Here is a 23,243-nt window from a genome sequence, read left to right as displayed (position 1 = left end):
GATAGCGCTCAGAGCGGCGCTCTCACTGGGTCCCCGCCTCCGCGGGGATGAGCGGGATTGTGAATAACCCCACAGCAAAACGGCCGCCCCATTTCTGGGGCGGCCGTTTCATTTTCAGCGCCGGACGCCTCAGGCGGCGGCGGGCTTGGGCGCGTCCGTCCCACCTTCCGGGATGTCGTCCAGCTCGCCTTCCCACTTGGCGACGACGGCGGCGGCGACGGAGTTGCCGACGACGTTGGTGGCCGAGCGGCCCATGTCGAGCAGGTGATCGACGCCGAGCACGATGGCGATCCAGGCTTCGGGCAGACCGAAGTAGGTCAGGGTCGCCATGATGACCACCAGGGAGGCGCGCGGGATGCCGGCTATGCCCTTGGACGTCACCATCAGCAGCAGCAGCATGAAGACCTGCTGCGAGACGCTGAGATGCACGCCGTGCGCCTGCATGATGAACATGGTGGCGAAGGTGCAGTAGAGCATCGAGCCGTCGAGGTTGAACGAATAGCCCAACGGCAGGACGAAGCTGACGATGCGGCGACGCACGCCCACGGTCGGCAGGGCGTCGAGGATGCGCGGATAGGCGGCTTCCGAGCTGGCGGTCGAGAAGGCCAGCAGGGCCGGGGTCCGGATCACCTTGAACAGCGGCAGGACGCGACGCCCCAGGACGATGGCGGCGGCCACGAACAGCAGGCCCCACAGCAGGGCCATGGAGCCGTAGAAGCCCAGAACGAACTTGGCGTAGACGGCCAGCATCTCCAGGCCTTGGGTGGCGATGGTCGAGGCCAGGGCCGCGAAGATGGCCAGGGGGGCCAGCTTCATCACGAACTCGGTCACCTTCAGCATGATGCTGGCGGCCTGTTCGACCAGGTTCAGCACCGCCGGGGCCTTGTCGTCCAGGGCCGCGACCGCCGTGCCGACGAACAGGGAGAAGACCACGATCTGCAGGATCTCGTTCCTGGCCATGGCGTCGAAGATCGAGGTCGGCACCAGATGGGTCACGAAGCCATGCAGCGAGAAGGCGTCGGTCGAAGCGGCCGGGGCCGTCGCCAGCGCCGCCTGCGGCAGGTGCATGCCCGCGCCCGGCTGCAGCAGTTGCACCATGACCAGGCCCAGCAGCAGCGACACCACCGAGGCGCCGATGAACCAGGTCATGGTCTTGACGCCGATGCGGCCCACCGAGGCCGCGTCCTCCATGTGGGCGATGCCCGCCACCAGGGTCGTAAACACCAGCGGCGCGATGATCATCTTGATCAGGCGCAGGAAGACGTCGGTGATCAGCGACAGATTCGTCGCCGCAGCCGCCGCCTGATCGGCGCTCAGATACTGGTTCACGCCCCAGCCGACCAGCACGCCCAGGATCATGGCGCCGATGATGAGGTAGGCGAATATTCGGTTCATTTTCAATGTTCCAACTGCACTCGACCCACCCCGTCGGAACACCGTCCCCCCGACCGCACGAGCCTTGTCCGTCCACGCAAAAGCAGGGCGGCGGACGTCCGAAACACCCGCCGCCCCGCCTACTTCTCGCCTTTAGCTAAAGCCTATCGACCCGCCAGACCAGATCAGAATGACGCGCGCGGCATCGCAGTTCGCCGCCCCTGACGGGTGGCTGTCGGCCACGCGAAGCGCAGATATTGCAACCCATTGCAAAATAAAACGGGAGCGGTAGAGTTTATGAAACGGATTGCATAACAGGCCGTCGCCATGCCCTACCCCGAACTGCTGAAGCCCCTCGACCTGGGTTTCACCACCCTCAAGAACCGGGTGCTGATGGGGTCGATGCACGTCGGGCTGGAGGAGGTCGAGAACGGCTTCGAGCGCATGGCCGCCTTCTACGCCGAGCGGGCGCGGGGCGAGGTCGGGCTGATCGTCACCGGCGGCATTTCCCCGAATGAACGCGGCCGTCCCATGCCCTGGGGCGCCAAGCTGAACACCGAGGAAGAGGCGGCGCATCACCGCCAGATCACCGCCGCCGTCCACGCCGAGGGCGGCAAGATCGCCCTGCAGATCCTGCATTTCGGTCGCTACGCCTACCACCCGGACCTGGTCGCGCCCTCGGCCATCCAGGCCCCGATCACGCCCTTCGCCCCCCACGCCCTGACCGGCGAGGAGGTCGAGCAGACCATCGAGGACTTCGTCAACTGCGCCGCCCTGGCCCAGTCCGCCGGCTATGACGGCGTCGAGGTCATGGGGTCCGAGGGCTATCTGATCAACGAATTCATCGCCGCCCGCACCAACCAGCGCGACGACGAATGGGGCGGCTCCTATGAAAACCGCATCCGCCTGCCGCTCGAGATCGTGCGCCGCACGCGTGAGAAGGTCGGCCCCAACTTCATCATCATCTACCGCCTGTCGATGCTTGATCTGGTCGAGGGCGGTTCGACCGCCGACGAAGTGGTGCAACTGGCCAAGGCCATCGAGGCGGCGGGCGCCACCATCCTCAACACCGGCATCGGCTGGCACGAGGCGCGCATCCCCACCATCGCCACCAGCGTCCCGCGCGCCGCCTTCGCCTGGGTGACCAAGCGGCTGAAGGGCGAGGTCTCCATCCCCCTCGTCGCCACCAACCGCATCAACACCCCCGAGGTGGCCGAGAGCCTCCTGGCCGAGGGCTATTGCGACATGGTGTCGATGGCCCGCCCCCTGCTGGCCGACGCCGCCTTTGTGCAGAAGGCGCGCGAGAACCGCGCCGACGAGATCAACACCTGCATCGGCTGCAACCAGGCCTGCCTGGACCATACGTTTGCCGGCAAGATCACCTCCTGCCTCGTCAATCCCCGCGCCTGCCACGAGACCGAGCTGGTCATCGCCCCGGCTGAAACGCCCAGGAAGATCGCCGTCGTCGGCGCCGGCCCCGCAGGCCTCAGCTTCGCCGTCACCGCCGCCGAACGCGGCCACGACGTCACCCTGATCGAGGCCTCCGGCGAGGTCGGCGGTCAGTTCAACATCGCCAGGAAGATCCCCGGCAAGGAAGAGTTCAACGAGACCATCCGCTACTTCCGCAAGCAGCTGGACCTGACCGGCGTCGCCGTCCGCCTGAACACCCGCGCCGAGGCGCAAGGTCTGGCCGACGAGGGCTTCGACGACATCGTCCTGGCCACCGGGGTCAGCCCGCGCACGCCCAAAATCGACGGCGTGGACCACCCCAAGACCCTGTCCTATCTCGACGTCCTGCGCGACGAGGTTCCGGTCGGAAAGTCTGTCGCCGTCGTCGGCGCCGGCGGTATCGGCCACGACGTCAGCGAATATCTGGTCGAGCGCCATGAAGCCCCTTCGGCCGAGCGCTTCTTCCGCACCTGGGGCGTCGATCCCGACTACAAGACCGCCGGGGGCCGCACCGCGCCGCAGGTCGAACCGGCCGAGCGTCAGGTCTTTCTGATGCAGCGCTCGACCGGCAAGGTCGGCGAGCGTCTGGGCCGCACCACCGGCTGGATTCACCGTGCTGCACTCAAGATGCACGGCGTCGTCACCGCCAGCGGCGTCGCCTATCGCCGCATCGACGACGACGGCCTGCATGTCGTCATCGACGGGACCGACAAGACCCTGCCCGTCGATCACGTCGTCATCTGCGCCGGGCAGGAACCCCTGCGTGATCTTCAGGACGATCTGATCGCGCGCGGCTGCTCGGTTCACCTGATCGGCGGGGCCGACGTCGCCGCCGAACTGGACGCCAAACGCGCCATCGACCAGGGCGTGCGCCTGGCCGCCGCCATCTGACCCTCACAGGAGAAACGCCCATGACGACGCTGAACCTGAAACCCGCCGCCGCCGCTTCGCTCGCCAAGTGGCACGACATGGTGACGCGGGCCGACGTGAGCGATCTGCGCGCCATTGTTCACGCGGACGCGACCTTCCGCTCGCCGGTGGCCTTCAAGGCCTATCACAGCGCCGACGCCCTGATCCTGGCGCTCGGCACGGTCATCACGGTGTTTCAGGACTTCGCCTATCACCGCAAGGCGGCGACCGCCGACGGCCTGAACGCGGTGCTCGAGTTCAGCGCCCGCGTCGGCGACAAGGGCGTCAAGGGCATCGACTTCATCCGCTTTGACGAAGACGGCCTGATCACGGACTTCGAGGTCATGATGCGCCCCATGAACGGGGTTCAGGCCCTGGCCGCCGAAATGGGCGCCCGCCTCGGCGCGCTTCTACCCGCCTTCAAGGCCTCCTGAGGTTCCGCTATTCAGGCGCCATGTCCCTGCCCCACGCCCTTCTGACGTCTCTGGCCGAACGCCCCGGTTCCGGGTCCGAGCTGGCCGGCCGCTTCGACCGCTCGATCGGCTATTTCTGGCAGGCGACGCACCAGCAGATCTATCGCGAGCTGGCCCGCCTGGAAGCGGCGGGCTGGGTCGAGGCGGAACCGGTCGAGGGCGCGCGCGGGGGCAAGCGCCGCTTTCGCATCCTGCCGCCCGGCCGCGAGGAACTGCGGCGCTGGGTCAATGATCGTCAGGAGCCGCCCGCCATCCGTGACGAACTGATGGTGCGCATCCGCGCCGAGGCCGTCGTCGGCCCGACGGACCTCAGTGAGGAACTGGCCGTCGTCGCCGAACGCCATCGCCAGAAACTGGCGGCCTATCTGGAGATCGAGGCGCGGGACTTTCCTCAAGAGCCCGCCTCGCCCGAACGGCGGCTTCAGCATCTGGTCCTGAAGGCGGGGATGGCGTTCGAGCGTCACCGCATCGCCTTCTGCGAAGAAGCCCTCGTCATCCTGCGGTCCCCACGCTAGGCGGCTTGCGCCTGCAAAAACGCCCATTGTCGCCTTTCCTGCCGTCACCTCGGTTTTGTCCCGCCCATGATCCGTGCGAAGAGGTGCGCCCCCTCCCCCTAGGATCGCCATATGGGCCGCTGGAACGCACGCAAGCGCATCGACGCCGACACTCAGAATACGCATGACGGGCAGGCCCTGCCGCGCACCCTGAGCTGGCCGCATCTGATCGCCATGGGCGTGGGCGCCATCGTCGGCACCGGCATCCTGACCCTGATCGGCATCGGCGCCGACAAGGCCGGGCCCGCCGTCCTGCTGTCCTTCCTGATCGCCGGTTTCGTCTGCGCCTGCGCCGCCCTGGCCTATGCCGAGATGGCCTCGATGATCCCGGCCTCGGGCAGCGCCTATACCTATTCCTATGTGGTCATGGGCGAGGTCTTCGCCTGGATCATCGGCTGGAGCCTGATCCTGGAGTACAGTCTGGTGGTCAGCGCCGTAGCGGTCAGTTGGTCGGGCTATGCCGCGCCCCTGCTGAACGGCTGGGCGGGCGTGCCCATGGCCCTGATGCAGGCGCCGCACGCGGGTGGGGTCGCCAACCTGCCCGCCCTCTTCATCATCGCCGTCGTCGCCGCCCTGCTGATCGCCGGCACCCGCAAGAGCGCCAGCCTGACCATGATCCTGGTGGCGGTGAAGCTGTCGGCCCTGGCGATCTTCGTCTGGTTCGCCCTGCCCCATTTCGACGCCGCCAACCTGGAGCCCTTCAGCCCCTATGGTTTCGCCCGCAACATGGGGCCGGACGGCGTGGAGCGCGGCGTCATGGCCGCCGCCGCCATCATCTTCTCGGCCTTCTACGGCTTCGACGCCATCGCCACCGCCGCCGAGGAAACCCGCAATCCCAAGCGCGACCTGGCTATCGGCATCATCGGCTCCATGTTCGCCTGCGCCGCCATCTATACCATCATCGCCCTGGCGGCCCTGGGCGCCACGCCCTTCACCGCCTTCGCCAACAGCCCCGAGCCCCTGGCCCTGATCCTGCGCGAGATCAACCAACCCGGCGCCGCCCGCTTCCTGGCGGTGACCGCCGTCATCACCCTGCCCACCGTGATCATGGCCTTCTTCTATGGCCAGAGCCGCATCTTCTTCGTCATGGCGCGCGACGGCCTGCTGCCCCACGGCCTGTCCAGGGTCTCGAAGGGCGGACGGCCGATCCGCATCACCCTGTTCACCGTCGCCATCGTCGGCGCCATCAGCCTCTTCCTGCCGCTGGACGAGATCGTCGCCCTGGCCAACGCCGGGTCGCTGGTCGCCTTTACGGCGGTAGCGGTCTGCATGCTGATCATGCGCCGCCGCGCGCCCGAGGCGCCGCGCGGCTTCCGCACGCCCCTGGCCTGGGTGATCGGCCCCATCGCCATCGCCGGCTGTCTCTATCTGTTGGCCAGCCTGCCGCAGAAGACCCACCTGTGGTTCCTGTTCTGGAACCTGGCCGGGATCGCCGTCTATCTGGCCTATGGCCGTCGCCACAGCCTGGCGGGCAAGCCGCCCGCCTAGGCCCGGCGGATCAAGCCAGGGCGTTGCGGTCCAGTTGATCGACGCGCGTCACCCCGGTCAGGGCCATGGCCACCTTCATCTCGGCGGCCATCAGGTTCAGCACATGGCTGACGCCCGCCTCGCCGCGCGCGGCCAGGGCATAGGCCCAGGCCCGGCCGATCAGCACGCCGTCGGCGCCCAGGGCCAGCATCCGCACCACGTCCAGGCCGGAGCGAATCCCGCCATCGGCCAGGATGGTCAGCCGACCTTCAACGGCGTCGGCGATGGGCGGCAGGGCGCGGGTCGAGGACAGGACCCCGTCCAGCTGACGCCCGCCATGGTTCGACACCACTAGGCCGTCCGCGCCCAGATCGGCGACACGCTTGGCGTCATCGGCGTCCAGCACGCCCTTGATGATCAACGGCCCCTTCCAGCGCTCGCGCACCCAGGCGAGGTCGTCCCAGGTCACGGTGGGATCGAAGTTGTCGCGCATCCAGGCGAAGAAGTCGTCGATGCCGGTCTTGCCCTTCAGCACCGGGGCGACATTGCCCAACGAATGCGGACCGCCCCTGACGCCCACGTCCCAGGCCCAGCCCGGATGGCTGACTGCCTGCATGGCCCGACGCATGTCGCCGACGAAGCCTGACGCCCCCGCCAACCCTGAGTGATAGTCGCGATAGCGCGAGCCCGGCACAGGCATGTCGACGGTGAAGATCAAGGCCGGACATTTGGCCGCCTCGGCCAGATCCAACAGGTCGGCCATGAAGGCGCGGTCGCGGATCATGTAGAGCTGGAACCAGAAGAGCGCCGAACTGCCCGCCGCCACCTCGCCGATCGAACAGGCCCCGACCGTGGACAGGGTGAAGGGCACGCCGAAGGCGGCGGCGGCGCGGGCGGCCTGAACCTCCCCGCGCCGCGCGTTCATCCCGGCTAGCCCGACCGGCGCCAGGGCCACCGGCAGGCTTTGCTTCTGCCCGAACAGGGTCGCCGACAGGTCGATGTCCGACACGTCGCGCAGCACCCTCTGACGCAGGGCCACGTCGCGCAGGTCGGAGATGTTCCGCCCCAGCGTCGTCTCGGCGTAGGAGCCGCCGTCGATGTATTCGAACAGGAAACGCGGCAGGCGCCGACGAGCCAGCTCGCGATAGTCGGTGATGGAGGCCGCCTTCACGCCAAGCGCCCTATTGCAGGTTCACGAAGGCGCCGCCGTCGACCAGCAGGGCCGCGCCGGTGACATAGGCCGCCATGTCCGAGGCCAGGAAGGCGACCGCGCCGCCGATGTCTTCGGGCTGCCCCAGACGGCCCAGCGGGATGCGGCCTTCCATGTATTCGCGCTTCTTCGGATCGGACAGGTCGTCCTTGTTGATGTCGGTCAGGATGGTGCCCGGCAGCACCGAGTTGCAGCGGATCCCGTGCTTGCCCAGGGCGATGGCGCAGGACTGCATCAGGCTGTGCACGCCCGCCTTGGTCGGGGTGTAGTGGGTCTGGAACTCGCCGCCGACCAGGGCCGAGATCGAGCTGATGGCGACGATCGCCCCGCCCCTCCCTTGTGAATCTGGGCCCTGCTTGACCATCTGGTTCGCCGCCGCCTGGGTCATGAAGTAGGCCCCGTGCAGGTTGACCTCCATCGTCCGCTTCAGCGTCTCGGCGGGCATGTCGAGGAAGGCGTGGAAGGGGCAGATGCCGGCGTTGGAGACAAAGACGTCCACCTTGCCGAAGGCCTCCACCGCCGCGTTCACGAAAGCCGTCGCCGTTTCCGGCAGGGCCACGTCGCCCTCGACAAAGAGGCAGCGCCGACCATGGGCCTCGACGGCGGCGATGACTTCAGCCGCAGCCTCGCCGCCGGCGTAGCTGTTGATCGCCACGTCCGCGCCCTGTTTGGCCATTTCCACGGCCACGGCGGCCCCGATGCCTCGCGATCCTCCGGTAATGAGGACGACCTTGTCTTTAAGCAGCATGGAGGCTCCGTACAGTCTCAATGAGTTCAGGGTTTGGGGGTCCAGCCCAGGTCGCCGCTGATGGCGTTGGCGGCGTCGGTGACCGTCTTGGTCAACTCGGCCATCCGGGCGTCGGACATGTATTGTGCGGCGGAAGAGACGCTGATCGCGGCCACCACATGGCCATCGACCGAACGGATCGGCGCGGCGACGCAGCGGACCTGATCCTCGTTTTCCTCAAGGTCGAAGGCGTAGCCCTTTTCGGCATAGCCGCGCATCCGTTCCATCCAGACGGCGCGGGCGGCGGAATCAACCGGCGCGCCCTCGGGGGCGTAGAAGTCGCTCCACTCCGGCTCGGACTTGTCGAGGATCAGGGCCTTGCCCAGGCCGGTCGAGGCGATGGGGTGACGCTCCCCAAGGCGCGAACCGATATTGACGCGGCGACGTCCAGGCACCTTGTCCAGATAAAGAGCGAAGCGGCCGTCCAGCACGCCCAGGTGCACGGTATCGTCGGTCACCGCCGACAGATGCTCCAGCCAGGGGCGCGCCACGCGCGGCAGGTGCATCTGCTGGCTGGCGGCGTGACCCAGCTCCAGCAGCTTGGGACCGAGCGAGTAACCCTCGCGCGGGCGGAAGGACAGCAGACGCCGATCCACCAGGGCCGAGGCCAGGCGGTGGGTGGTGCTGCGGGTCAGCTCCAGCTTCTCCGACAGCTCGGCCAGCGGCAGCGAACCCTCGATCAACGCGTCGATGACATCCAGGCCACGCAGCAGGGTCTGGCTGCCGGAGGCCTTGACCCCGGTTTCCTCTTCGCCCTCGACTTGCTCGGTCTTGATTGACGTCATTCGTCCCATCTCGTAATCCTCATTCCCAGAATGTAGCAAAACACGCAAGCGGGCCGCTCAAATGGTTGGCAAGTTTGACGGGTCGCACGGAGGAACGCCAGTGAAATCCCGCATGATGGGAGCCGATTACCGTATTTCGGTGATTTGCCAATGAGCCGACTGCCGAAAATCAAACACGTCCGCGCATTTGTTGTGAAAAACGACGGGACCGGGGGCGGCGCCGACTATCACGACCAGGGCGACGGCCACTGGATCGACGACCACATCGCCACGCCGATGGCGAAATATCCGGAATATCGTCAGAGCCGTCGCAGCTTCGGCATCAATGTGCTGGGCACCCTGGTCGTGGAGATCGAGGCCGAGAACGGCGTCGTTGGTTTCGCGGTGACGACCGGCGGCGAACCGGCCGCCTATATCGTCGAAAAGCACCTGGCCCGCTTCCTGGAAGGCCGCGATCCGTCCGAGGTCGAGAAGATCTGGGATCAGATGTATTTCTCGACCCAGTATTATGGCCGCAAGGGTCTGGTGGTGAACGCCATCTCCGGCGTCGATCTGGCCCTATGGGACCTGCTGGGCCGCCTGCGTCAGGAGCCGGTCTTCGCCATGCTGGGCGGACCTGTGCGCGACGAACTGACCTTCTACGCCACCGGCGCACGCCCCGACAAAGCCAAGGAGCTTGGCTTCATCGGCGGCAAGATGCCCCTGCACCACGGCCCCGCCGAGGGTGAAGAGGGCCTGCGCAAGAACCTGGCCGAGCTGGAGGCCATGCGCAACGCCTGCGGCGACGACTTCTGGCTGATGTTCGACTGCTGGATGGCGCTGGACCTCAACTACGCCACCCGCCTGGCCGTTGAGGCCCACAAGATGGGTCTGAAGTGGATCGAAGAGGCCCTCAGCCCCGACGACTACTGGGGCTATCAGGCGCTGAAGAAGAACGCGCCCAAGGGGATGCTGGTCACCACCGGCGAGCATGAGGCCACCCGCTGGGGCTTCCGCATGCTGCTGGAAATGGAATGCTGCGACATCATCCAGCCCGACGTGGGCTGGTGCGGCGGCGTCACCGAGCTGATCAAGATCTCCGCCATGGCCGACGCCAAGGGCGTGCTGATGATCCCGCACGGATCGTCCGTCTATTCCTACCACTTCGTCGTGACGCGCCATAACAGCCCGTTCGCCGAGTTCCTGATGATGGCTCCCGGCGCCGACGAGGTCGTGCCCATGTTCCATCCGCAACTGATCGGCGAGCCCGTTCCGGTGAACGGCAAGCTGAAGGTTCCCGACACGCCCGGCTTCGGCGTCGAGCTGAACCGCGACATCGCCCTGCATCGCCCCTACGCACGCTAAAAAGAGCCCCAAATGAAACTGTTGCGTTACGGCCCCAAGGGCCAGGAAAAGCCCGGCACGCTCGACGCCGAGGGTCGCATCCGCGACCTGTCCGGCGTCGTCGCCGACATCACCCCGGACCAGTTGTGGGGCGAAGGTCTCGCCGCGCTGAAGGCCATTGATCCTGAGAGCCTGCCCCTGGTCGAAGGCCAGCCGCGCTACGGCGTACCGGTCAACGGCGTGCGCAAATTCATCGCCATCGGCCTGAACTTCGCCGACCACGCCGCCGAGTCCAACCTGCCGATCCCGGCTGAGCCCGTGGTTTTCACCAAGGCGGTCTCCTGCCTGACAGGTCCGAACGACACCGTTGTCATCCCGCGCGGCTCTGAAAAGACCGACTGGGAGGTCGAGCTCGGCATCGTCATCGGCCAACGCGCCTCCTACGTCGAACAGGCCGACGCCCTGGACCACGTCGCCGGCTACGTCCTGATCAACGACGTGTCCGAGCGCGCCTTCCAGACCGAGCGCGGCGGCACCTGGGACAAGGGCAAGGGTTGCGACACCTTCGGCCCGGTCGGTCCCTGGATCGTCACCACGGATGAGGTCGGCGATGTTCAGAAGCTCGACATGTGGCTGGACCTCAACGGCAAGCGCATGCAGACCGGCAATACCCAGACCATGATCTTCGGCGTGGCCGAGATCGTGTCCTACGTCAGCCAGTTCATGACCCTGGAGCCCGGCGACCTGATCACCACCGGCACCCCGCCCGGCGTCGGCCTGGGCCAGAAACCCGAGCCCTTCTACCTCAAGGCCGGCGACGTCATGGAGCTGGGGATCGAGAAGCTGGGCAGCCAGCGTCAATCGGTCGTCGCCTGGTCCAAGGACCTGGTGGCATGAGCGCCTATCAGGGACGTTTCACCGGCCGCACCGCCGTCGTCACCGGCGGCGCCTCGGGCCTGGGCAAGGCCTCGGCCGCCCGCATCGTCGCCGAGGGCGGCAAGGTCGTTCTGTGGGACCTCAATTCCGAGACACTGAAGGCCGCCGCCGAGGAAGTCGGCGCCGTGGCCACCGTCGCACTGGACGTGGCCGACCCCGACGCGGTCGCCGCCGCCGCCGCCGAGTCGCACCAGGCCCTGGGCGGTCGGATCGACATCCTGGTCGCCTCGGCCGGCATCACCGGCGCCACCGTGCCGGTGCACGAGTTCCCGCTCGACAGCTGGAAACGCGTCGTCGACATCAATCTGAACGGCGTCTTCTACTGCTGCCGCGCCGTGACCCCCACGGCGATGGCGACCGGTCGCACTTACGCCGCCGTCTACTACGCGCCGTTTCTCTACAACGAGAGCTGGTGGTGGGACACGACGGCCCAGCAGGACCGCGTCAACTGGTCGCTCTACGCTGATGCGGTGGCGACCTATCCCGGCGCCGCCGCCATGTCGGGCTTCATCGCCGGGGGAGAGAGCTTCAGCGGGCCGACGATCCCGTGGCCGCACGCACAGACTGGCGGACCCATGACGCCTCTCCTTGTGGATGTGTCGGGTTATGCAGGGTCGGGTCCGCCGGCCGGGTATGACTGGCTCGTCCATCCGACCACGCTGGAGCAGCTTCTGGACCCGACGACGGGCGATGACCTGATCTGGGCTGCATGACGGGCCGGGCCATTCTTGTGGGCAGTCGCGCCGCCGATCTTCGCGGAGCGCTGCCGCCGTGGCGCGGAGGGCAGATGATCGACTGGGACATTCACGCTGATCGTGATGTGGTCGAGGCCTTCGCCTCACGCCACCCGGGTTATGAGCGCGCTGACGACGCCATCGGCGGGGTTCACTTTCTGGACGGCAGGGGGCTGAGGGTCAGCTTCTTTCCTTGGGACGAAACATCAGACGCTCTGTGGGCCTGCGACGACAACACGCCGACCGTGGCGCTGGGCCTGCCGTCGGCCTGCATCAGCATCATGTCCCAGATTGCGCTGAAGGCCGCCTATTGCCGGGTGGCTGGGCCTCACGCCGAGAAGAACGATCGAGATCTCGACTTCTGGCTGAGCGCCGGCGGCTCTGACTGGAAGCCCTGTCATGACCGGGTGTTCGACACGATGACGCGTCGCGCCTCGTTGATCTTCAACACCGCCACGCCGGCCGTTCGGCCGATATTCGGAGACCGCTGATGGCCATTCCGCTTTCGACGACCATTATCAACGGCCTTGGTTACGGCTCGCTTGCGACGACCGGGGCGCCGGCCGCGCTGGGGTCTGCGTCCCGAGGCTCGTCAGCCCAGAGTGCTCGCGCCGACCATGTCCACCCTCAAGCGAATAGTCCCGACGCCACCTTGCTGAACCGCGCCAACCACACCGGCACTCAGGCGGTGGGCACGATCACTGGCCTGGCCAACAGCGCCACGATCACCGCCACTGGAGCGGCATGGACGCCTAGCACTCTGGTTCAACGCGACGCGAGCGGTCATGTCTCTGCTCGCAAATATCTGGCAAGCGGCGACGGAACAGGCGGCTTCGCTATTGGCTCCCGAGAAATGGGGATCAATGGCGCGAACTTCAGCTTCAACGTAACCCTTTTCGCCCCCGCTTTTACCCCCACGTGCGACCTGGACCTGAAGGAAAACATCGAGGCCGTCAGCAACGACCCCGCCGCTGTTCGCGACGTCCTGAGCGCGGGTCAGATCCAGTATGATCGGGTTCAGGACGGCGTCCATGCGCTCGGCTTCAGCGCCCAGGCTTTGCGGGAGATCAACCCGCTGTGGACGGTCGGCGGCGAAGCTCTGGACCCCGAGGGGCCGGTCGAGGACTTGGAAGGCGCGGTCGTCGATGAAGACGGCGTGACCTTCCGCCGTCCTTTGGCGGTCGATCCAATGGCCATGATCAGTTCCCTGTTCGCGGCCGTCCGCCAGTTGGCCAACGACACCGGCTATCTGGAAGCCCGCCATGAGCAGGCCCTTTCCCGCATCGAGGCCCTTGAGGCCGAGGTCGCCGCCCTGACGGCGGCGTAATCCACTTCACAACCGAGGAGGCCAAGATGGCCAAGACCCAATCGCCTGCGGAAGTCCTGCAGGCCGAGATTGCCGCTCTGCGTCAAGATGACGAAGCGCGCCGGAAACGCATCCGCCGCATCGAGGCCCTTCAACTGCCCATTGCCGCCGAGGTCGCCTCAGTCCTTCAGACCAAGACCGTGGTCGAGGCCGGCGTTCTGCTGCCGGATCTCGCCGCGAACCTGACCGACAACATGCAGGCGGTGATCAACAATCTGGTTTCGCAGATCGGTTACGCGCTGACAGTGATGGAGGCCGAAGTTCAGCGCATTCAGGCGCAGGTCGATGAGGATGCAGTCGGAACGGTCAGCGCCTCGACCCTCGTCGCCGGCTGACGAACCCGGTTTGCGCTGGGCCATCCACCACAAACCATCGCGTAGGAGCCCGCATGTCTGCAGGCCATCACATCGGCATGCCCTTCGCTTCATGGGAAGGGATAGCCGCACTTTTGACGGCCCTCGGGCTCGGCGGGGTGCTGACCGCTTGGGCTCAACGTCCGTCGCGCCGCGCCGTGGACGCTACCGCCGCTAACGCCCATGCGACCGGTGAAGCGGCGGTGATCGCAGCCACCGCGACTGCCTTTACCGAAGTGACAAGCGGCCTGCGGGAGGAGATCGAGCGGCTCCAGCAGGTCGCCGTGCGTTTCGAGGCGGACCTCGCCGCCGCGCACGACCGAACCGTCACGTTCGAGGGCCAGGTGAAGCAGATGCAAGCCGACCTCGACCGGGTCCGTGCAGAGCGTGACGCCGCCATCGAGAAGACCGTCCAACAAGAGGGCGAGATCCGGCAGCTCAAAGCCGTGATCGACGCCCACGCGAGGGCTGTATCATGAACCTCCCCATCATCATCCGCTTCCCTCCCATGCCGCAGACGACCACCATTTTGGCATTGGGATTTCTTGCTGGCTGCCTGCTCTACACGCCCATGATCGCCTGGGTGGGTCCACATATCCCTGCCGATTACCGAGAAAGCGTCCAGACCATCGTCGGCCTGTTCAAGGACGGGATGCTGCTGATCCTCGGCTTCTACTTCGCCAAGGTGGTCAATGCCGGCCAGCAGGACATGGCGAACCGCGCGATCGATGCGGCGGCCGCTTCCCAGCCCGTGTCCGAGGTCGAGATCGCCAAGGCGAAGTCCGAGGTCGGCTAGCGCACTCGGTAGTCGATGACTTCGTCATCGGTCTCAAACCCGTGGGCTCGTGCCCGCCGAGCCGCGCTCTCAGCCGACGCCATCATATGATCGGGACGGCGACGAGGACGGCCGTTCACCAGCGGCGCGAACTCGAACCAAGTCCGAAGGCCTCCTCCCGGAGCATCGGATAGCATGCGTAGAATGACGGCGTTCTTCATTGGCGCAGCCCCTCCCTGAGCCGGTTTCATGACGACCGACGTTCATCATACGTAAAATCACCTATCCCCACAATCTGAACTGGAGACCGACATGGACCGTAAGGCCCTGTTCGACGCCGTGCGCCCGTTTGCGCCCGGTGGAAAGCTGCTGCCCGCCCACGTTCCCCTGATCGACGCTGTCGCTGATGCGTTCGGCCTCGGCGGTCAGATCGAGGTCGACTCCCAACTGATCGCCGACCTGAAGCGCGACGAGGGCCTGCGCCTGAAGGCCTACAAGGACACCGTAGGCGTCTGGACGATCGGCTACGGCCACGCCCACGTGCAACCGGGCACGGTCTGGACCGAAGCCCAGGCTGATACTGCGCTGAGACAGGATGTCCTGGAGCACAACGCCGAACTGGCCGCCGCCCTGCCCTGGATAGCCGGGCTGGACCCGGTGCGTCGGCGCGTCCTGCAGAACATGGCGTTCAACCTCGGCGTGAAGGGCCTGCTAGGCTTCAAGAACACGCTCGCCATGGTCCAGGCCGGGGACTACGCGGGTGCCTCTCGCGGGATGCTCGCCTCGCTCTGGGCCAAGCAGGTCAAAGGCCGCGCTGTCCGCTTGGCTGAGCAGATGAGGACCGGGCGATGAACGTCCTCCGCACCCTGACCGCCACCGGCTGGCTGATTGCCGCCATTCTGGCCCTCACTCTCGTTCTGCTTGGGTGGTGCGCGCTGGATGCCCGTCAGGACGCCGCACACGCCGTTCGCAAGGCCGACGCGGGCCAGACCATGGCCGAGGGCCGCACAGCCGCTGCGCAGGACGCCAGCGCCGTCCGTGACCGCGCCGACGACCGCGACGACCAAATCACCAACGCCGTCAACCAAGGAGCCTCCGATGTTCGCCAATCCCCTGATCGCTCTTCTGCCAATCGCGCTACTCGCCTCGGGGTGTGCCGGGTCAACCCAAGTGCTGGGCCCGACTGTCGGGTGCTCCTCGCTGATCCCGAGCGGGTGGACTGAGCCTGTTCCGTCCGCAGCCCTGCCGCCGGCCGACGCCGTCGAGACCGACTGGCAGGTGTTCGGGATCGAGCAAACCGGTCAGCTCGCCCGCGCCAACGGCCGGACGTCGGACGTGGTGGAGATCGTGACGGCCTGCGAAGCGCGGGATGCGGCTGCGGTTAGACGGATCAAACGGCCGTGGTGGCGACGATTGCTGCCAGGCTAGCTCCATTAGGCTCCATTACCGTCCATTAGCGTCGAGCCGGAAGGCTCCGCTATCAGGCCCGCTCCGGTCCACCGGGGCGGGCTTTCCTGTGTTTGGAACCGAACGGCCTCCGGGTTGTTCACCCCTTGCAGACAGGCAGGGCTGGCCGCTTTGCTGTCTGTGTAGTCCCTGGGAGGGGACTAAGCGCCCCCGTCGTCCCTAAGCCGGCGGGGGCGTCTCGATTTTAGATCCTGGATGTCAGATCGCGATACGGCGCGCCTCGGTCGCCCGCCTCGGCGCGGGCCAGCACCTTCGTTTCGAACAGGGACGATACAGCGACCTTGACGCCGCGATGCCGGATGCCCTCGTCGAGCGTCTTGGCGGTGCGCTCGATCTGATAAATGGTCTCGCACCAGTCGGTGCTGTTGGCCTCGATCAGTCCTGGCAGTAGGTCGGGATTGTCGCCTGCAGCGGCCGCCATAGCGTCGATGGCGGCGGTCAGTTCGTCGGGGGTCATGCCCGGTCGTCTATCTGAGTCGGCGCCGACCTGCGCTGTTTCAGGGCAGCTCTCCGCGTTTCGATGGTCTTGGTCTGGAACAGCCAGTCGCTATGCGTCTGAAACTTCGCATAGCCTTCCGGAGTCATCAGCCAATCTGCGCGCATGCCCCGGTGAGCCTGAAAGCGGATCATCCCCTTACAGTCGCCATTGGTGCAGAGCGGTAGGTGGTCGAGCATGGGGTAGTCTGGCCCCTTCTCACGCGCGATGCGCTGGAGGTCCACCTCTCCGAAATCGGTGCACCATTGGCATGATCGGGTGACGCGGACACCGCCATCGACCAGATCGCTAACAGTCTTGGGGGTCATTGCAACTGGACGCCGCGCCGACGTTCCAGTCCGGCCTGCATCCTCGCTATCGACCCCGGCGCCAGGGTCTCGATCTCGCGCAGGATGGCCCCTGCCCCGGCCCGCCCGTCGGCGCTGGTCAGGTCGAGGCCGACCAACTGCAACATCAAGTCCGCCAGGTAGGCGTCGTTGGCACCGGTCATCGCGCCGGCCTCCCGACATGGGTCATGCCCGCGATCAGGCCCGCTAGAAGGCTGACGGTTTTCTCGGGCATCTGAGGTTCGGATCGGGCTTCAAGCTCCCGGTCCAGTTCAGCCAGCTCGCGGGCAAACGCTTCGTCTGGGCCGCAGGGTTGCGTGTCCATGTCATCCTCCGAGGTTGCCGACCCGAGGGACTCCTACAATTGAGAACGTAAAGAGAACAAGCCCATCACTGCATGGGGTCCGCTGTGGGGTTGAACATCATCGGCACCGAATTAGTCTAGTAATTTCAACGACATGCGCCAAATACATGGCGACCCCGGCAGGACTCCAACCTGCGACCTCGGCTTTAGGAAAGCCTTGCTCTATGCAGCTGAGCTACGGGGCCGTTGCCGTCGTCCCTAGCGGGTCGCGGCGGTCAGGGAAAGACGCCGCGCCGCAGTTATCCACCCGGCAAGAAACTCCTAGCGATTAATCCCCGTTAAGCTACAATATGTTGTGGAGAACAAATCCTGAATCGGGCCGTGTCGCTGATTCGGTCATGATTCGTTTCGCGCCCGTTCCAGGCGCTGGAAAGCTTCTGTTCATTCTTTCCTCGTCGCGCGGTTTCGCTTGAGAAACCCGCCGTGCTTCTCCACCTTGAAGCTGACATGAGTGATCGTTCCGCAGGTCTGGCCCCATCGCGCGTCACGGCGATCCTGGGCCCCACCAACACCGGCAAGACCCATCTGGCGGTCGAGCGGATGCTGGGTCACGCCTCGGGCATGATCGGCCTGCCGCTGCGCCTGCTGGCGCGCGAGATCTATGAGCGGATCGTCAAGCAGCGGGGGGCCGCCGCCGTCGCCCTGATCACCGGCGAGGAGAAGATCGTCCCGCCGCGCCCGGCCTATTTCGTCTGCACCGTCGAGGCCATGCCGCTGGAGCGCCAGGTCGAGTTTCTGGCGGTCGACGAAATCCAGCTGGTCGCCGACCCGGAACGCGGCCACGTCTTCACCCAGCGCCTGCTGCACGCGCGCGGCCGGTTCGAGACCATGTTCCTGGGGGCCGGGACCATGGCCCCGCTGATCCGCGTCCTGGTCCCCGAGGCCGAGATCGTCACGCGCGAGCGCCTGTCCACCCTCTCCTATGCCGGGTCGAAAAAGCTGACCCGCCTGCCCCGCCGCAGCGCCGTCGTCGCCTTTTCAACGGAACGAGTCTACGCCATCGCCGAACTGCTGCGCCGCCAGAGAGGCGGGGCCGCCGTGGTCATGGGCAGCCTGTCGCCGCGCACCCGCAACGCCCAGGTCGAGCTGTTCCAGTCGGGTGAGGTGGACTTCCTGGTCGCCACCGACGCCATCGGCATGGGGCTGAACATGGACGTCGACCACGTCGCCTTCGCAGGGCTCAGGAAGTTCGACGGCACGCGCACCCGCTGGCTGCACGCGTCCGAGATCGGCCAGATCGCCGGGCGCGCCGGGCGCCACCTGCGCGACGGCACCTTCGGCGTCACCGGCGAGGCCGAGGACCTGGACGAGGACATCCTCGAACAGGTGGTCAGCCATCGTTTCGATCCGGTCGAGGCCGCCGAGTGGCGCCACGGGCGACTGGATTTCGACACCCTGCCCGACCTACTGCGCTCGCTGACCGTCAGCCCTGAACGCTTCGGGCTGCGGCTGACGGCCCAGGCCCTGGACGAAACCCTGCTGCGGCGCTTCGCGGTCGATGAGGACGTCAAGAAGGTCGCCCGGTCGCGCGGCGCCCTGATGCGGCTATGGGAGACCTGCCAACTGCCGGACTTCCAAAAGACCACCCTGGACGAACACGCGCGCCTGTCGAAGGAAATTTTCACCGCCTTGACCAGCCGTCGCGGGCGCCTGACCGAGGACTGGGTCGCCCCGCGCTTCAATGATCTGGACCGCGACGACGGCCAGATCGACCAGCTGTCGGCGCGCCTCGCGGGCGTGCGGACCCTGGCCTATATCGCCAACCGCCCCGACTGGATGGATCAGGCGCAAGGCTGGCGCGACAAGACCAAGGCGCTGGAGGAGCGCCTGTCCGACGTCCTGCACGAACGGCTGACGGCGCGTTTCGTCGACCGGCGCACCACGGCCCTGATGCGGGCGCTGAACGTGCGTTCGGACACCCTGGCGGGCGTGGCCGACGACGGCGAGGTCACGGTCGAGGGCGAGGTCGTCGGTCATCTGGAGGGCGTGTGCTTCACCCCCGACGCCGGCGGCTCGGCGCTGGCCGATCGCGCCCTGCGTCAAGCCGCGACGCGCGCCGTCGGACCAGAGATCGCGCGGCGCCTCGGCAAGCTGGCGGCGGAGGCCGACGAGGCCTTCAGCGTCATTCCCAATCCGCGTTCAGGCGGCGGCGACGTGCTGTGGAAGGGCGCTTTGACGGCCCGCATCCTCAACGACGATCCCTTCGCCCCGCGCGTGCGGCTGTTGGGCGACCTCGGCCCGGTTCCGGCGCGTGAACGGGCGCAGCGGCGCATAGAGGCCTGGCTGGCGTCCGAGGCGGGCCGCGCCCTGCGCGAGCTGCGTCGCCTGCGTCAGGCGGTGGACAGCGGCGCCCTGACCGGCCTGCCGCGCGGTCTGGCGTTTCGCCTGATCGAGGCGGGCGGCGTCATTCCGCGCGTAGACGTGGAACGGGATCTGGCCGCCCTGAGCCAGCACGAGCGGCGCACGGTCAAGACCTTCGCCATCCGCATCGGCGCCCATTCCGTCTGGCTGCCCGGCGCGCTCAAGCCCCGCGCCCGGCTGCTGGCCCAGGCCTTTGTGACCGAGCCCTTCCGCCCCGGCGGCGAGGCCCTGTCGCCCCTGCCCGCCTCCGCGCCGTCGCCCCGCGCGCTGGCCGCCTTTGGTCGTCGCGCCGTCGGATCATGGACCGCGCCGGTCGAAACACTGGAACGCTTCGCCGAGCTGTCACGCGCGGCAGGCAAGACCCCGCTGCCGCAGGAGGCCCTGACTGAACTCGGCTGGACCGCCGAACAGACGAAGCAGGTTCAAGCGGCCCTTCGCGTTCCCCGCGCCGACAAGGCTCCGCGTCCGGGCAAGCCCGCGCCGCCGCCCAAGGATTCGCCCTTCGCCGCCCTGGCCCAGTTGACCCAACCGCCCGCACCCCCGCGCCGCAAGCGCCGTCCGAGACGCAAGGCCGCCTCCACGTGACCCCTACGCACGAGGCCGTGCAGAGCTGCCGCATCGACCTGTGGCTGTGGCGCGCCCGCTTCGCCAAGACCCGCGGTCTGGCCGCCGACATGGTCGAGCGCGGCGCCATCCGCCTGACCCATCACGGCGTCCAGACCCGCCTCGACAAGCCCAGCCGCAGCGTCCACCCCGGCGACGACATCCTGTTCGCCCAGGGCGGGCGGCTGATCGCCGTGCGCGTGCTGCAATTGGGCGAAAGGCGCGGCCCTCCCGAGGAAGCCCGCGCCCTCTACGTTCTCATAGACTGAACTGGGCTCAAGCCGCGCGAAGCGCATTCACCCAAGGCAATGCCTTAGCCCTGCTTCACGAACTCGCCTTCGATATGCAGTTCCACCTCGTCCGACACGCCCGGCAGGGCATAGGTGATGCCGAAGTCGGAACGTTTGATGGTCGCCTCACCGTCGAAGCCGGCCTTGTAACCGCCGCGCGTCTGGCCCGCCTGGTTGAACTCAACCTCCATGGTCACGGGCTTGGTCACGCCGCGCAGGGACAGTTCGCCGTGCACCACAGCCTCGTTCGGCTCGCTCGGGTCGATCATGATATGGACTGAGCGGAAGGTGGCGACCGGGTGATTGGCGGTATCGAAGAAGTCCGCCGTCTGCAGGTGGCGCTTCAACCCGTCGTCGTTCGGGGCCACATCGGTCAGCGGAATGGTCGCCGTCAGGGTCGAAGCCGAGGGATTGGCCGGGTCCAGCGTCAGCTCCGCCGACACATTGACGAACTGGCCATAGTATTTCGAGAAGCCCAGGTGATCGACCGACCAGGTGATCTTGCCGTGGCTGGGGTCCAGCTTGTAGGCGCCCGCCTGAACCTCGGCAGGGACGCGGGTCATGGCCGACTGGGCGACCACGGCGCCGCCTGCCAGCAGGCTGAAAGCGAGAGCGCCGACGAGAGCGGTGCGAGGGGCGAAACGCATGAAGACGTCCTTTCAGGGCTGATCTGTAATCCGACCAGATGCGAATAGGGACCCCGCCGTCAAGCCGAGGCGGCATGACCGCGACAGCGCCTTCGGTTGACAGTTGGTTCCGAGGGGGCCATTTGCCCGCCCTCGACCCTGATTGCGCCAAAGAGCCCGCCCGACCGCCATGACCTACATCGTCACCGACGCCTGCGTGAAATGTAAGTTCATGGACTGTGTCGAGGTCTGCCCCGTGGACTGCTTCTACGAGGGCGAGAACTTCCTGGTCATCGCCCCCGACGAATGCATCGACTGCGGCGTCTGCGAACCGGAATGCCCCGTCGACGCCATCGTCCCCGACACCGAGGACGAGCCCGACGGCAAGTGGCTGCAGGTCAACGCGGAATACGCCAAGGTCTGGCCCAACATCACGGTCAAGGGCACGCCCCCCGCCGACCGCGAGCAATATGAGCGCGAGACCGGCAAGTTCGAGAAATACTTCAGCACCAAGCCCGGCAAGGGCTCCTAAGTCCTGAACACAATCCGGTCACAAAGTGCCGGAACCGCTCAGTCGTCCTGTGGATGTTTTGAGATTTCCTAATTTTATGATAGGTTCCTCCCTATTCGAAACGGGCGGTTCCGCAGTCATGCGCGCCGCCCGCGTTTGCGACAGTCCCCCGCCGAACAGACGGGGTCGGCCAGAGGTTCGGTGATCCGCTTTCGCTTCTGATGTGTGACCTGACCGCCCAACCGACGGGACCAGTTTCCGGCGGCGGGGTTGTTTTCGCCCATCGGCCGCGCTCAGCGCCTCGCCTGGCTCCTGTTCCGGGAAAGGAATGACATGACGAGCAAGACCGGTCTGGAATTCAAGGTTGGCGATGCGGTGGTCTATCCCGCGCACGGCGTCGGCAAGGTGGCCGCCATCGAGACTCAGGAAGTCGCCGGCATGTCGCTGGAGGTCTATGTCGTGACCTTCGACCATGAAAAGATGACCCTGCGCGTCCCGACCAAGAAGGCCAAGACCGCCGGTCTGCGCACCCTGGCCGCCGACGACACCGTCACCAAGGCCCTGACGACCCTCAAGGGCCGCGCTCGCGTCAAGCGCACCATGTGGTCGCGCCGCGCCCAGGAATACGAAGCCAAGATCAACTCCGGCGACCTGATCTCGATCGCCGAAGTGGTTCGCGACCTACACCGCGCCGACACCCAGCCGGAACAGTCCTATTCGGAGCGTCAGCTCTACGAATCGGCCCTGGACCGCATGGCCCGCGAAGTCGCCGCCGCCAACCGCATCGACAAGGACGCCGCCGTCGCCCTTCTCGCCAAGTCGCTGAGCGCCAAGAAGCCGGTCCCGACCGCCGCTGAACTGGCCGCCGCCGAGGCCGAGGCCGAAGCCGCCTGACCCACGGCGACGAGCTGAGACGATCAAGGCCCGGTGGAAACGCCGGGCCTTTTTCTATGGGCGATGCGCAGCCTTGACCCTGTAGCCGCTACAGGGTGCATGACGCGCGCATGGCGAACTGCTGCGGGGACACCCTGTGCGAGACGGACCGGCCTCCCGAGGGACGGTGGCGGCTGGCGCTTTGGCTGGCGCTGGCGATCAACGCTGGGATGTTCGCGGTCGAGGGCGTGGCAGGCCTGCTGTCAGGCTCGGCGGCCTTGCAGGCGGACGCGCTCGATTTTCTGGGCGACGCCGCAAACTACGGCATCAGTCTGGGCGTCGTGGGTCTGGCCCTCGTCTGGCGAGCGCGTGTGGCCTTGGTAAAGGGCGCGACCATGCTGGTCTTCGGCGGCTGGGTGGCGGGCGCGACCCTGTGGGGCGTCTGGCGCGGCGAGACGCCGGCGGCCGAGGTCATGGGCGTGATCGGTCTGGCGGCCCTGATCGCCAATCTCGTAACCGCCGTCATGCTGTTCGGCTTCCGCAAGGGCGACGCCAACATGCGTTCGGTGTGGATCTGCTCACGCAACGACGCCATCGGTAATCTGGCGGTCATACTGGCGGCGTGGGGCGTTTTCGGCACCGGTACGCGTTGGCCCGACCTGCTGGTCGCCGCCGTCATGGCGGGGCTGGCCCTACAAGGCGGCTGGCAGGTGATCCGCCACGCCCGCGCCGAGTTGAAGACCGTGCGTGCGACGCCGGCGCCCCGCTCGTTCAAGGTCGCATCCCGGCACAAACCGGTCGCCTGATCCCCATTTCCTTTCCCGCTTCCTG

Annotated in this window: 28 protein-coding genes and 1 tRNA gene; 19 read left to right on the top strand and 10 right to left on the bottom strand. The window is 66.7% G+C overall.

From position 1 onward, the window contains the following. Window positions 1-129 precede the first annotated feature (129 nt). On the bottom strand, window positions 130-1,395 hold the full coding sequence (locus ACR9FL_RS02285) for a dicarboxylate/amino acid:cation symporter (RefSeq protein WP_436356950.1): 1,266 nt from the start codon (window positions 1,393-1,395) through the stop codon (window positions 130-132). Between the two features lie 306 nt (window positions 1,396-1,701). Here ACR9FL_RS02285 and ACR9FL_RS02280 point away from each other — a divergent pair, with 306 nt between their 5' ends. From ACR9FL_RS02280 to ACR9FL_RS02265, 4 genes are all read left to right on the top strand, one after another. After that, the gene (locus ACR9FL_RS02280; protein WP_436356949.1) at window positions 1,702-3,714 is read left to right on the top strand and encodes an FAD-dependent oxidoreductase; all 2,013 of its coding nucleotides are present in this window, start codon (window positions 1,702-1,704) and stop codon (window positions 3,712-3,714) included. Window positions 3,715-3,734: 20 nt separating this feature from the next. Continuing rightward, window positions 3,735-4,166 carry a nuclear transport factor 2 family protein gene (locus ACR9FL_RS02275; RefSeq protein ID WP_436356948.1) on the top strand — a complete coding sequence of 144 codons (432 nt, stop codon included), beginning with the start codon at window positions 3,735-3,737 and terminating at the stop codon, window positions 4,164-4,166. A gap of 20 nt (window positions 4,167-4,186) precedes the next feature. Beyond that, complete coding sequence (locus ACR9FL_RS02270) at window positions 4,187-4,720, top strand: PadR family transcriptional regulator (protein ID WP_296172427.1); 534 nt, start codon at window positions 4,187-4,189, stop codon at window positions 4,718-4,720. A 111-nt stretch (window positions 4,721-4,831) separates the two neighbouring features. Beyond that, window positions 4,832-6,247 carry an amino acid permease gene (locus ACR9FL_RS02265; protein ID WP_436356946.1) on the top strand — a complete coding sequence of 472 codons (1,416 nt, stop codon included), beginning with the start codon at window positions 4,832-4,834 and terminating at the stop codon, window positions 6,245-6,247. Between the two features lie 10 nt (window positions 6,248-6,257). On the opposite strand, the gene lldD is transcribed toward ACR9FL_RS02265, so the two are convergent. Genes lldD through ACR9FL_RS02250 form a run of 3 tightly spaced genes read right to left on the bottom strand, consistent with a single transcriptional unit; the run spans window position 6,258 to window position 9,008 of the window. Further along, on the bottom strand, window positions 6,258-7,397 hold the full coding sequence (lldD, locus tag ACR9FL_RS02260; protein WP_436356944.1) for an FMN-dependent L-lactate dehydrogenase LldD: 1,140 nt from the start codon (window positions 7,395-7,397) through the stop codon (window positions 6,258-6,260). Window positions 7,398-7,407: 10 nt separating this feature from the next. Then, window positions 7,408-8,184: an SDR family NAD(P)-dependent oxidoreductase gene (locus ACR9FL_RS02255; RefSeq protein ID WP_436356943.1), complete on the bottom strand. Its 777-nt coding sequence runs from the start codon at window positions 8,182-8,184 to the stop codon at window positions 7,408-7,410. A gap of 26 nt (window positions 8,185-8,210) precedes the next feature. Then, window positions 8,211-9,008: an IclR family transcriptional regulator gene (locus ACR9FL_RS02250; protein WP_436356941.1), complete on the bottom strand. Its 798-nt coding sequence runs from the start codon at window positions 9,006-9,008 to the stop codon at window positions 8,211-8,213. A gap of 150 nt (window positions 9,009-9,158) precedes the next feature. Between ACR9FL_RS02250 and rhmD the strand changes: the two genes are divergently transcribed. The 10 genes from rhmD (at window position 9,159) to ACR9FL_RS02200 (ending at window position 15,718) form a co-directional block, all read left to right on the top strand. Next, a complete protein-coding gene (gene rhmD, locus ACR9FL_RS02245; protein ID WP_436356940.1) occupies window positions 9,159-10,352 on the top strand; it encodes an L-rhamnonate dehydratase in 1,194 nt (397 codons plus the stop codon). Between the two features lie 12 nt (window positions 10,353-10,364). Beyond that, on the top strand, window positions 10,365-11,228 hold the full coding sequence (locus ACR9FL_RS02240; protein ID WP_296172412.1) for a fumarylacetoacetate hydrolase family protein: 864 nt from the start codon (window positions 10,365-10,367) through the stop codon (window positions 11,226-11,228). Then, window positions 11,225-11,980 carry an SDR family NAD(P)-dependent oxidoreductase gene (locus tag ACR9FL_RS02235; protein WP_436356938.1) on the top strand — a complete coding sequence of 252 codons (756 nt, stop codon included), beginning with the start codon at window positions 11,225-11,227 and terminating at the stop codon, window positions 11,978-11,980. The genes ACR9FL_RS02240 and ACR9FL_RS02235 overlap by 4 nt, the downstream gene beginning before the upstream one ends. A 74-nt stretch (window positions 11,981-12,054) precedes the next feature. Then, window positions 12,055-12,492, top strand: a complete 438-nt coding sequence (locus tag ACR9FL_RS02230; protein ID WP_436356937.1) for a hypothetical protein — start codon at window positions 12,055-12,057, stop codon at window positions 12,490-12,492. Further along, window positions 12,492-13,328, top strand: coding sequence for a hypothetical protein (locus ACR9FL_RS02225; protein ID WP_436356936.1), 837 nt, complete (start codon window positions 12,492-12,494; stop codon window positions 13,326-13,328). The genes ACR9FL_RS02230 and ACR9FL_RS02225 overlap by 1 nt, the downstream gene beginning before the upstream one ends. A gap of 26 nt (window positions 13,329-13,354) precedes the next feature. Then, window positions 13,355-13,702, top strand: a complete 348-nt coding sequence (locus ACR9FL_RS02220) for a hypothetical protein (RefSeq protein WP_436356935.1) — start codon at window positions 13,355-13,357, stop codon at window positions 13,700-13,702. Between the two features lie 53 nt (window positions 13,703-13,755). Next, on the top strand, window positions 13,756-14,199 hold the full coding sequence (locus ACR9FL_RS02215) for a hypothetical protein (RefSeq protein WP_436356934.1): 444 nt from the start codon (window positions 13,756-13,758) through the stop codon (window positions 14,197-14,199). Beyond that, the gene (locus tag ACR9FL_RS02210) at window positions 14,196-14,516 is read left to right on the top strand and encodes a hypothetical protein (RefSeq protein ID WP_436356933.1); all 321 of its coding nucleotides are present in this window, start codon (window positions 14,196-14,198) and stop codon (window positions 14,514-14,516) included. Before ACR9FL_RS02215 ends, ACR9FL_RS02210 begins: the two co-directional genes overlap by 4 nt. 291 nt (window positions 14,517-14,807) lie before the next feature. Next, window positions 14,808-15,347: a glycoside hydrolase family protein gene (locus ACR9FL_RS02205; RefSeq protein ID WP_436356932.1), complete on the top strand. Its 540-nt coding sequence runs from the start codon at window positions 14,808-14,810 to the stop codon at window positions 15,345-15,347. Beyond that, window positions 15,344-15,718, top strand: a complete 375-nt coding sequence (locus ACR9FL_RS02200) for a hypothetical protein (protein WP_436356931.1) — start codon at window positions 15,344-15,346, stop codon at window positions 15,716-15,718. Before ACR9FL_RS02205 ends, ACR9FL_RS02200 begins: the two co-directional genes overlap by 4 nt. A 428-nt stretch (window positions 15,719-16,146) precedes the next feature. Here the strand turns inward: ACR9FL_RS02200 and ACR9FL_RS02195 are convergent, their stop codons facing one another. The 5 genes from ACR9FL_RS02195 to ACR9FL_RS02175 form a co-directional block, all read right to left on the bottom strand. Further along, window positions 16,147-16,419, bottom strand: coding sequence for a hypothetical protein (locus tag ACR9FL_RS02195; RefSeq protein WP_436356930.1), 273 nt, complete (start codon window positions 16,417-16,419; stop codon window positions 16,147-16,149). After that, the gene (locus ACR9FL_RS02190; protein WP_436356929.1) at window positions 16,416-16,766 is read right to left on the bottom strand and encodes a hypothetical protein; all 351 of its coding nucleotides are present in this window, start codon (window positions 16,764-16,766) and stop codon (window positions 16,416-16,418) included. Before ACR9FL_RS02190 ends, ACR9FL_RS02195 begins: the two co-directional genes overlap by 4 nt. Beyond that, window positions 16,763-16,948: a hypothetical protein gene (locus ACR9FL_RS02185; protein WP_436356928.1), complete on the bottom strand. Its 186-nt coding sequence runs from the start codon at window positions 16,946-16,948 to the stop codon at window positions 16,763-16,765. The genes ACR9FL_RS02190 and ACR9FL_RS02185 overlap by 4 nt, the downstream gene beginning before the upstream one ends. Beyond that, window positions 16,945-17,109, bottom strand: a complete 165-nt coding sequence (locus ACR9FL_RS02180; RefSeq protein ID WP_436356927.1) for a hypothetical protein — start codon at window positions 17,107-17,109, stop codon at window positions 16,945-16,947. Before ACR9FL_RS02180 ends, ACR9FL_RS02185 begins: the two co-directional genes overlap by 4 nt. A 147-nt stretch (window positions 17,110-17,256) precedes the next feature. After that, window positions 17,257-17,333 (bottom strand) — tRNA-Arg (locus tag ACR9FL_RS02175). A 262-nt stretch (window positions 17,334-17,595) separates the two neighbouring features. Between ACR9FL_RS02175 and ACR9FL_RS02170 the strand changes: the two genes are divergently transcribed. Together ACR9FL_RS02170 and ACR9FL_RS02165 are read left to right on the top strand one after the other, a co-directional pair. After that, window positions 17,596-20,094 (top strand): helicase-related protein, encoded by a 2,499-nt coding sequence (locus ACR9FL_RS02170; protein WP_436356926.1) that lies wholly within the window; start codon window positions 17,596-17,598, stop codon window positions 20,092-20,094. Then, window positions 20,091-20,381: an RNA-binding S4 domain-containing protein gene (locus tag ACR9FL_RS02165; protein WP_436356925.1), complete on the top strand. Its 291-nt coding sequence runs from the start codon at window positions 20,091-20,093 to the stop codon at window positions 20,379-20,381. Before ACR9FL_RS02170 ends, ACR9FL_RS02165 begins: the two co-directional genes overlap by 4 nt. Before the next feature lie 44 nt (window positions 20,382-20,425). On the opposite strand, the gene ACR9FL_RS02160 is transcribed toward ACR9FL_RS02165, so the two are convergent. Next, complete coding sequence (locus ACR9FL_RS02160) at window positions 20,426-21,049, bottom strand: YceI family protein (RefSeq protein WP_436356924.1); 624 nt, start codon at window positions 21,047-21,049, stop codon at window positions 20,426-20,428. Window positions 21,050-21,218: 169 nt separating this feature from the next. Between ACR9FL_RS02160 and fdxA the strand changes: the two genes are divergently transcribed. From fdxA to ACR9FL_RS02145, 3 genes are all read left to right on the top strand, one after another. Beyond that, window positions 21,219-21,560, top strand: a complete 342-nt coding sequence (gene fdxA, locus ACR9FL_RS02155) for a ferredoxin FdxA (protein ID WP_184270003.1) — start codon at window positions 21,219-21,221, stop codon at window positions 21,558-21,560. A 312-nt stretch (window positions 21,561-21,872) separates the two neighbouring features. Further along, a complete protein-coding gene (locus tag ACR9FL_RS02150) occupies window positions 21,873-22,433 on the top strand; it encodes a CarD family transcriptional regulator (protein ID WP_105564399.1) in 561 nt (186 codons plus the stop codon). 110 nt (window positions 22,434-22,543) lie between these two features. Then, a complete protein-coding gene (locus ACR9FL_RS02145) occupies window positions 22,544-23,218 on the top strand; it encodes a cation transporter (RefSeq protein ID WP_436356922.1) in 675 nt (224 codons plus the stop codon). Window positions 23,219-23,243: the final 25 nt, after the last annotated feature.

This window comes from Brevundimonas sp. CEF1 (genome assembly GCF_051353055.1).
Lineage (GTDB): Bacteria > Pseudomonadota > Alphaproteobacteria > Caulobacterales > Caulobacteraceae > Brevundimonas.
This window is presented reverse-complemented; position numbering and strand designations above follow the sequence as displayed.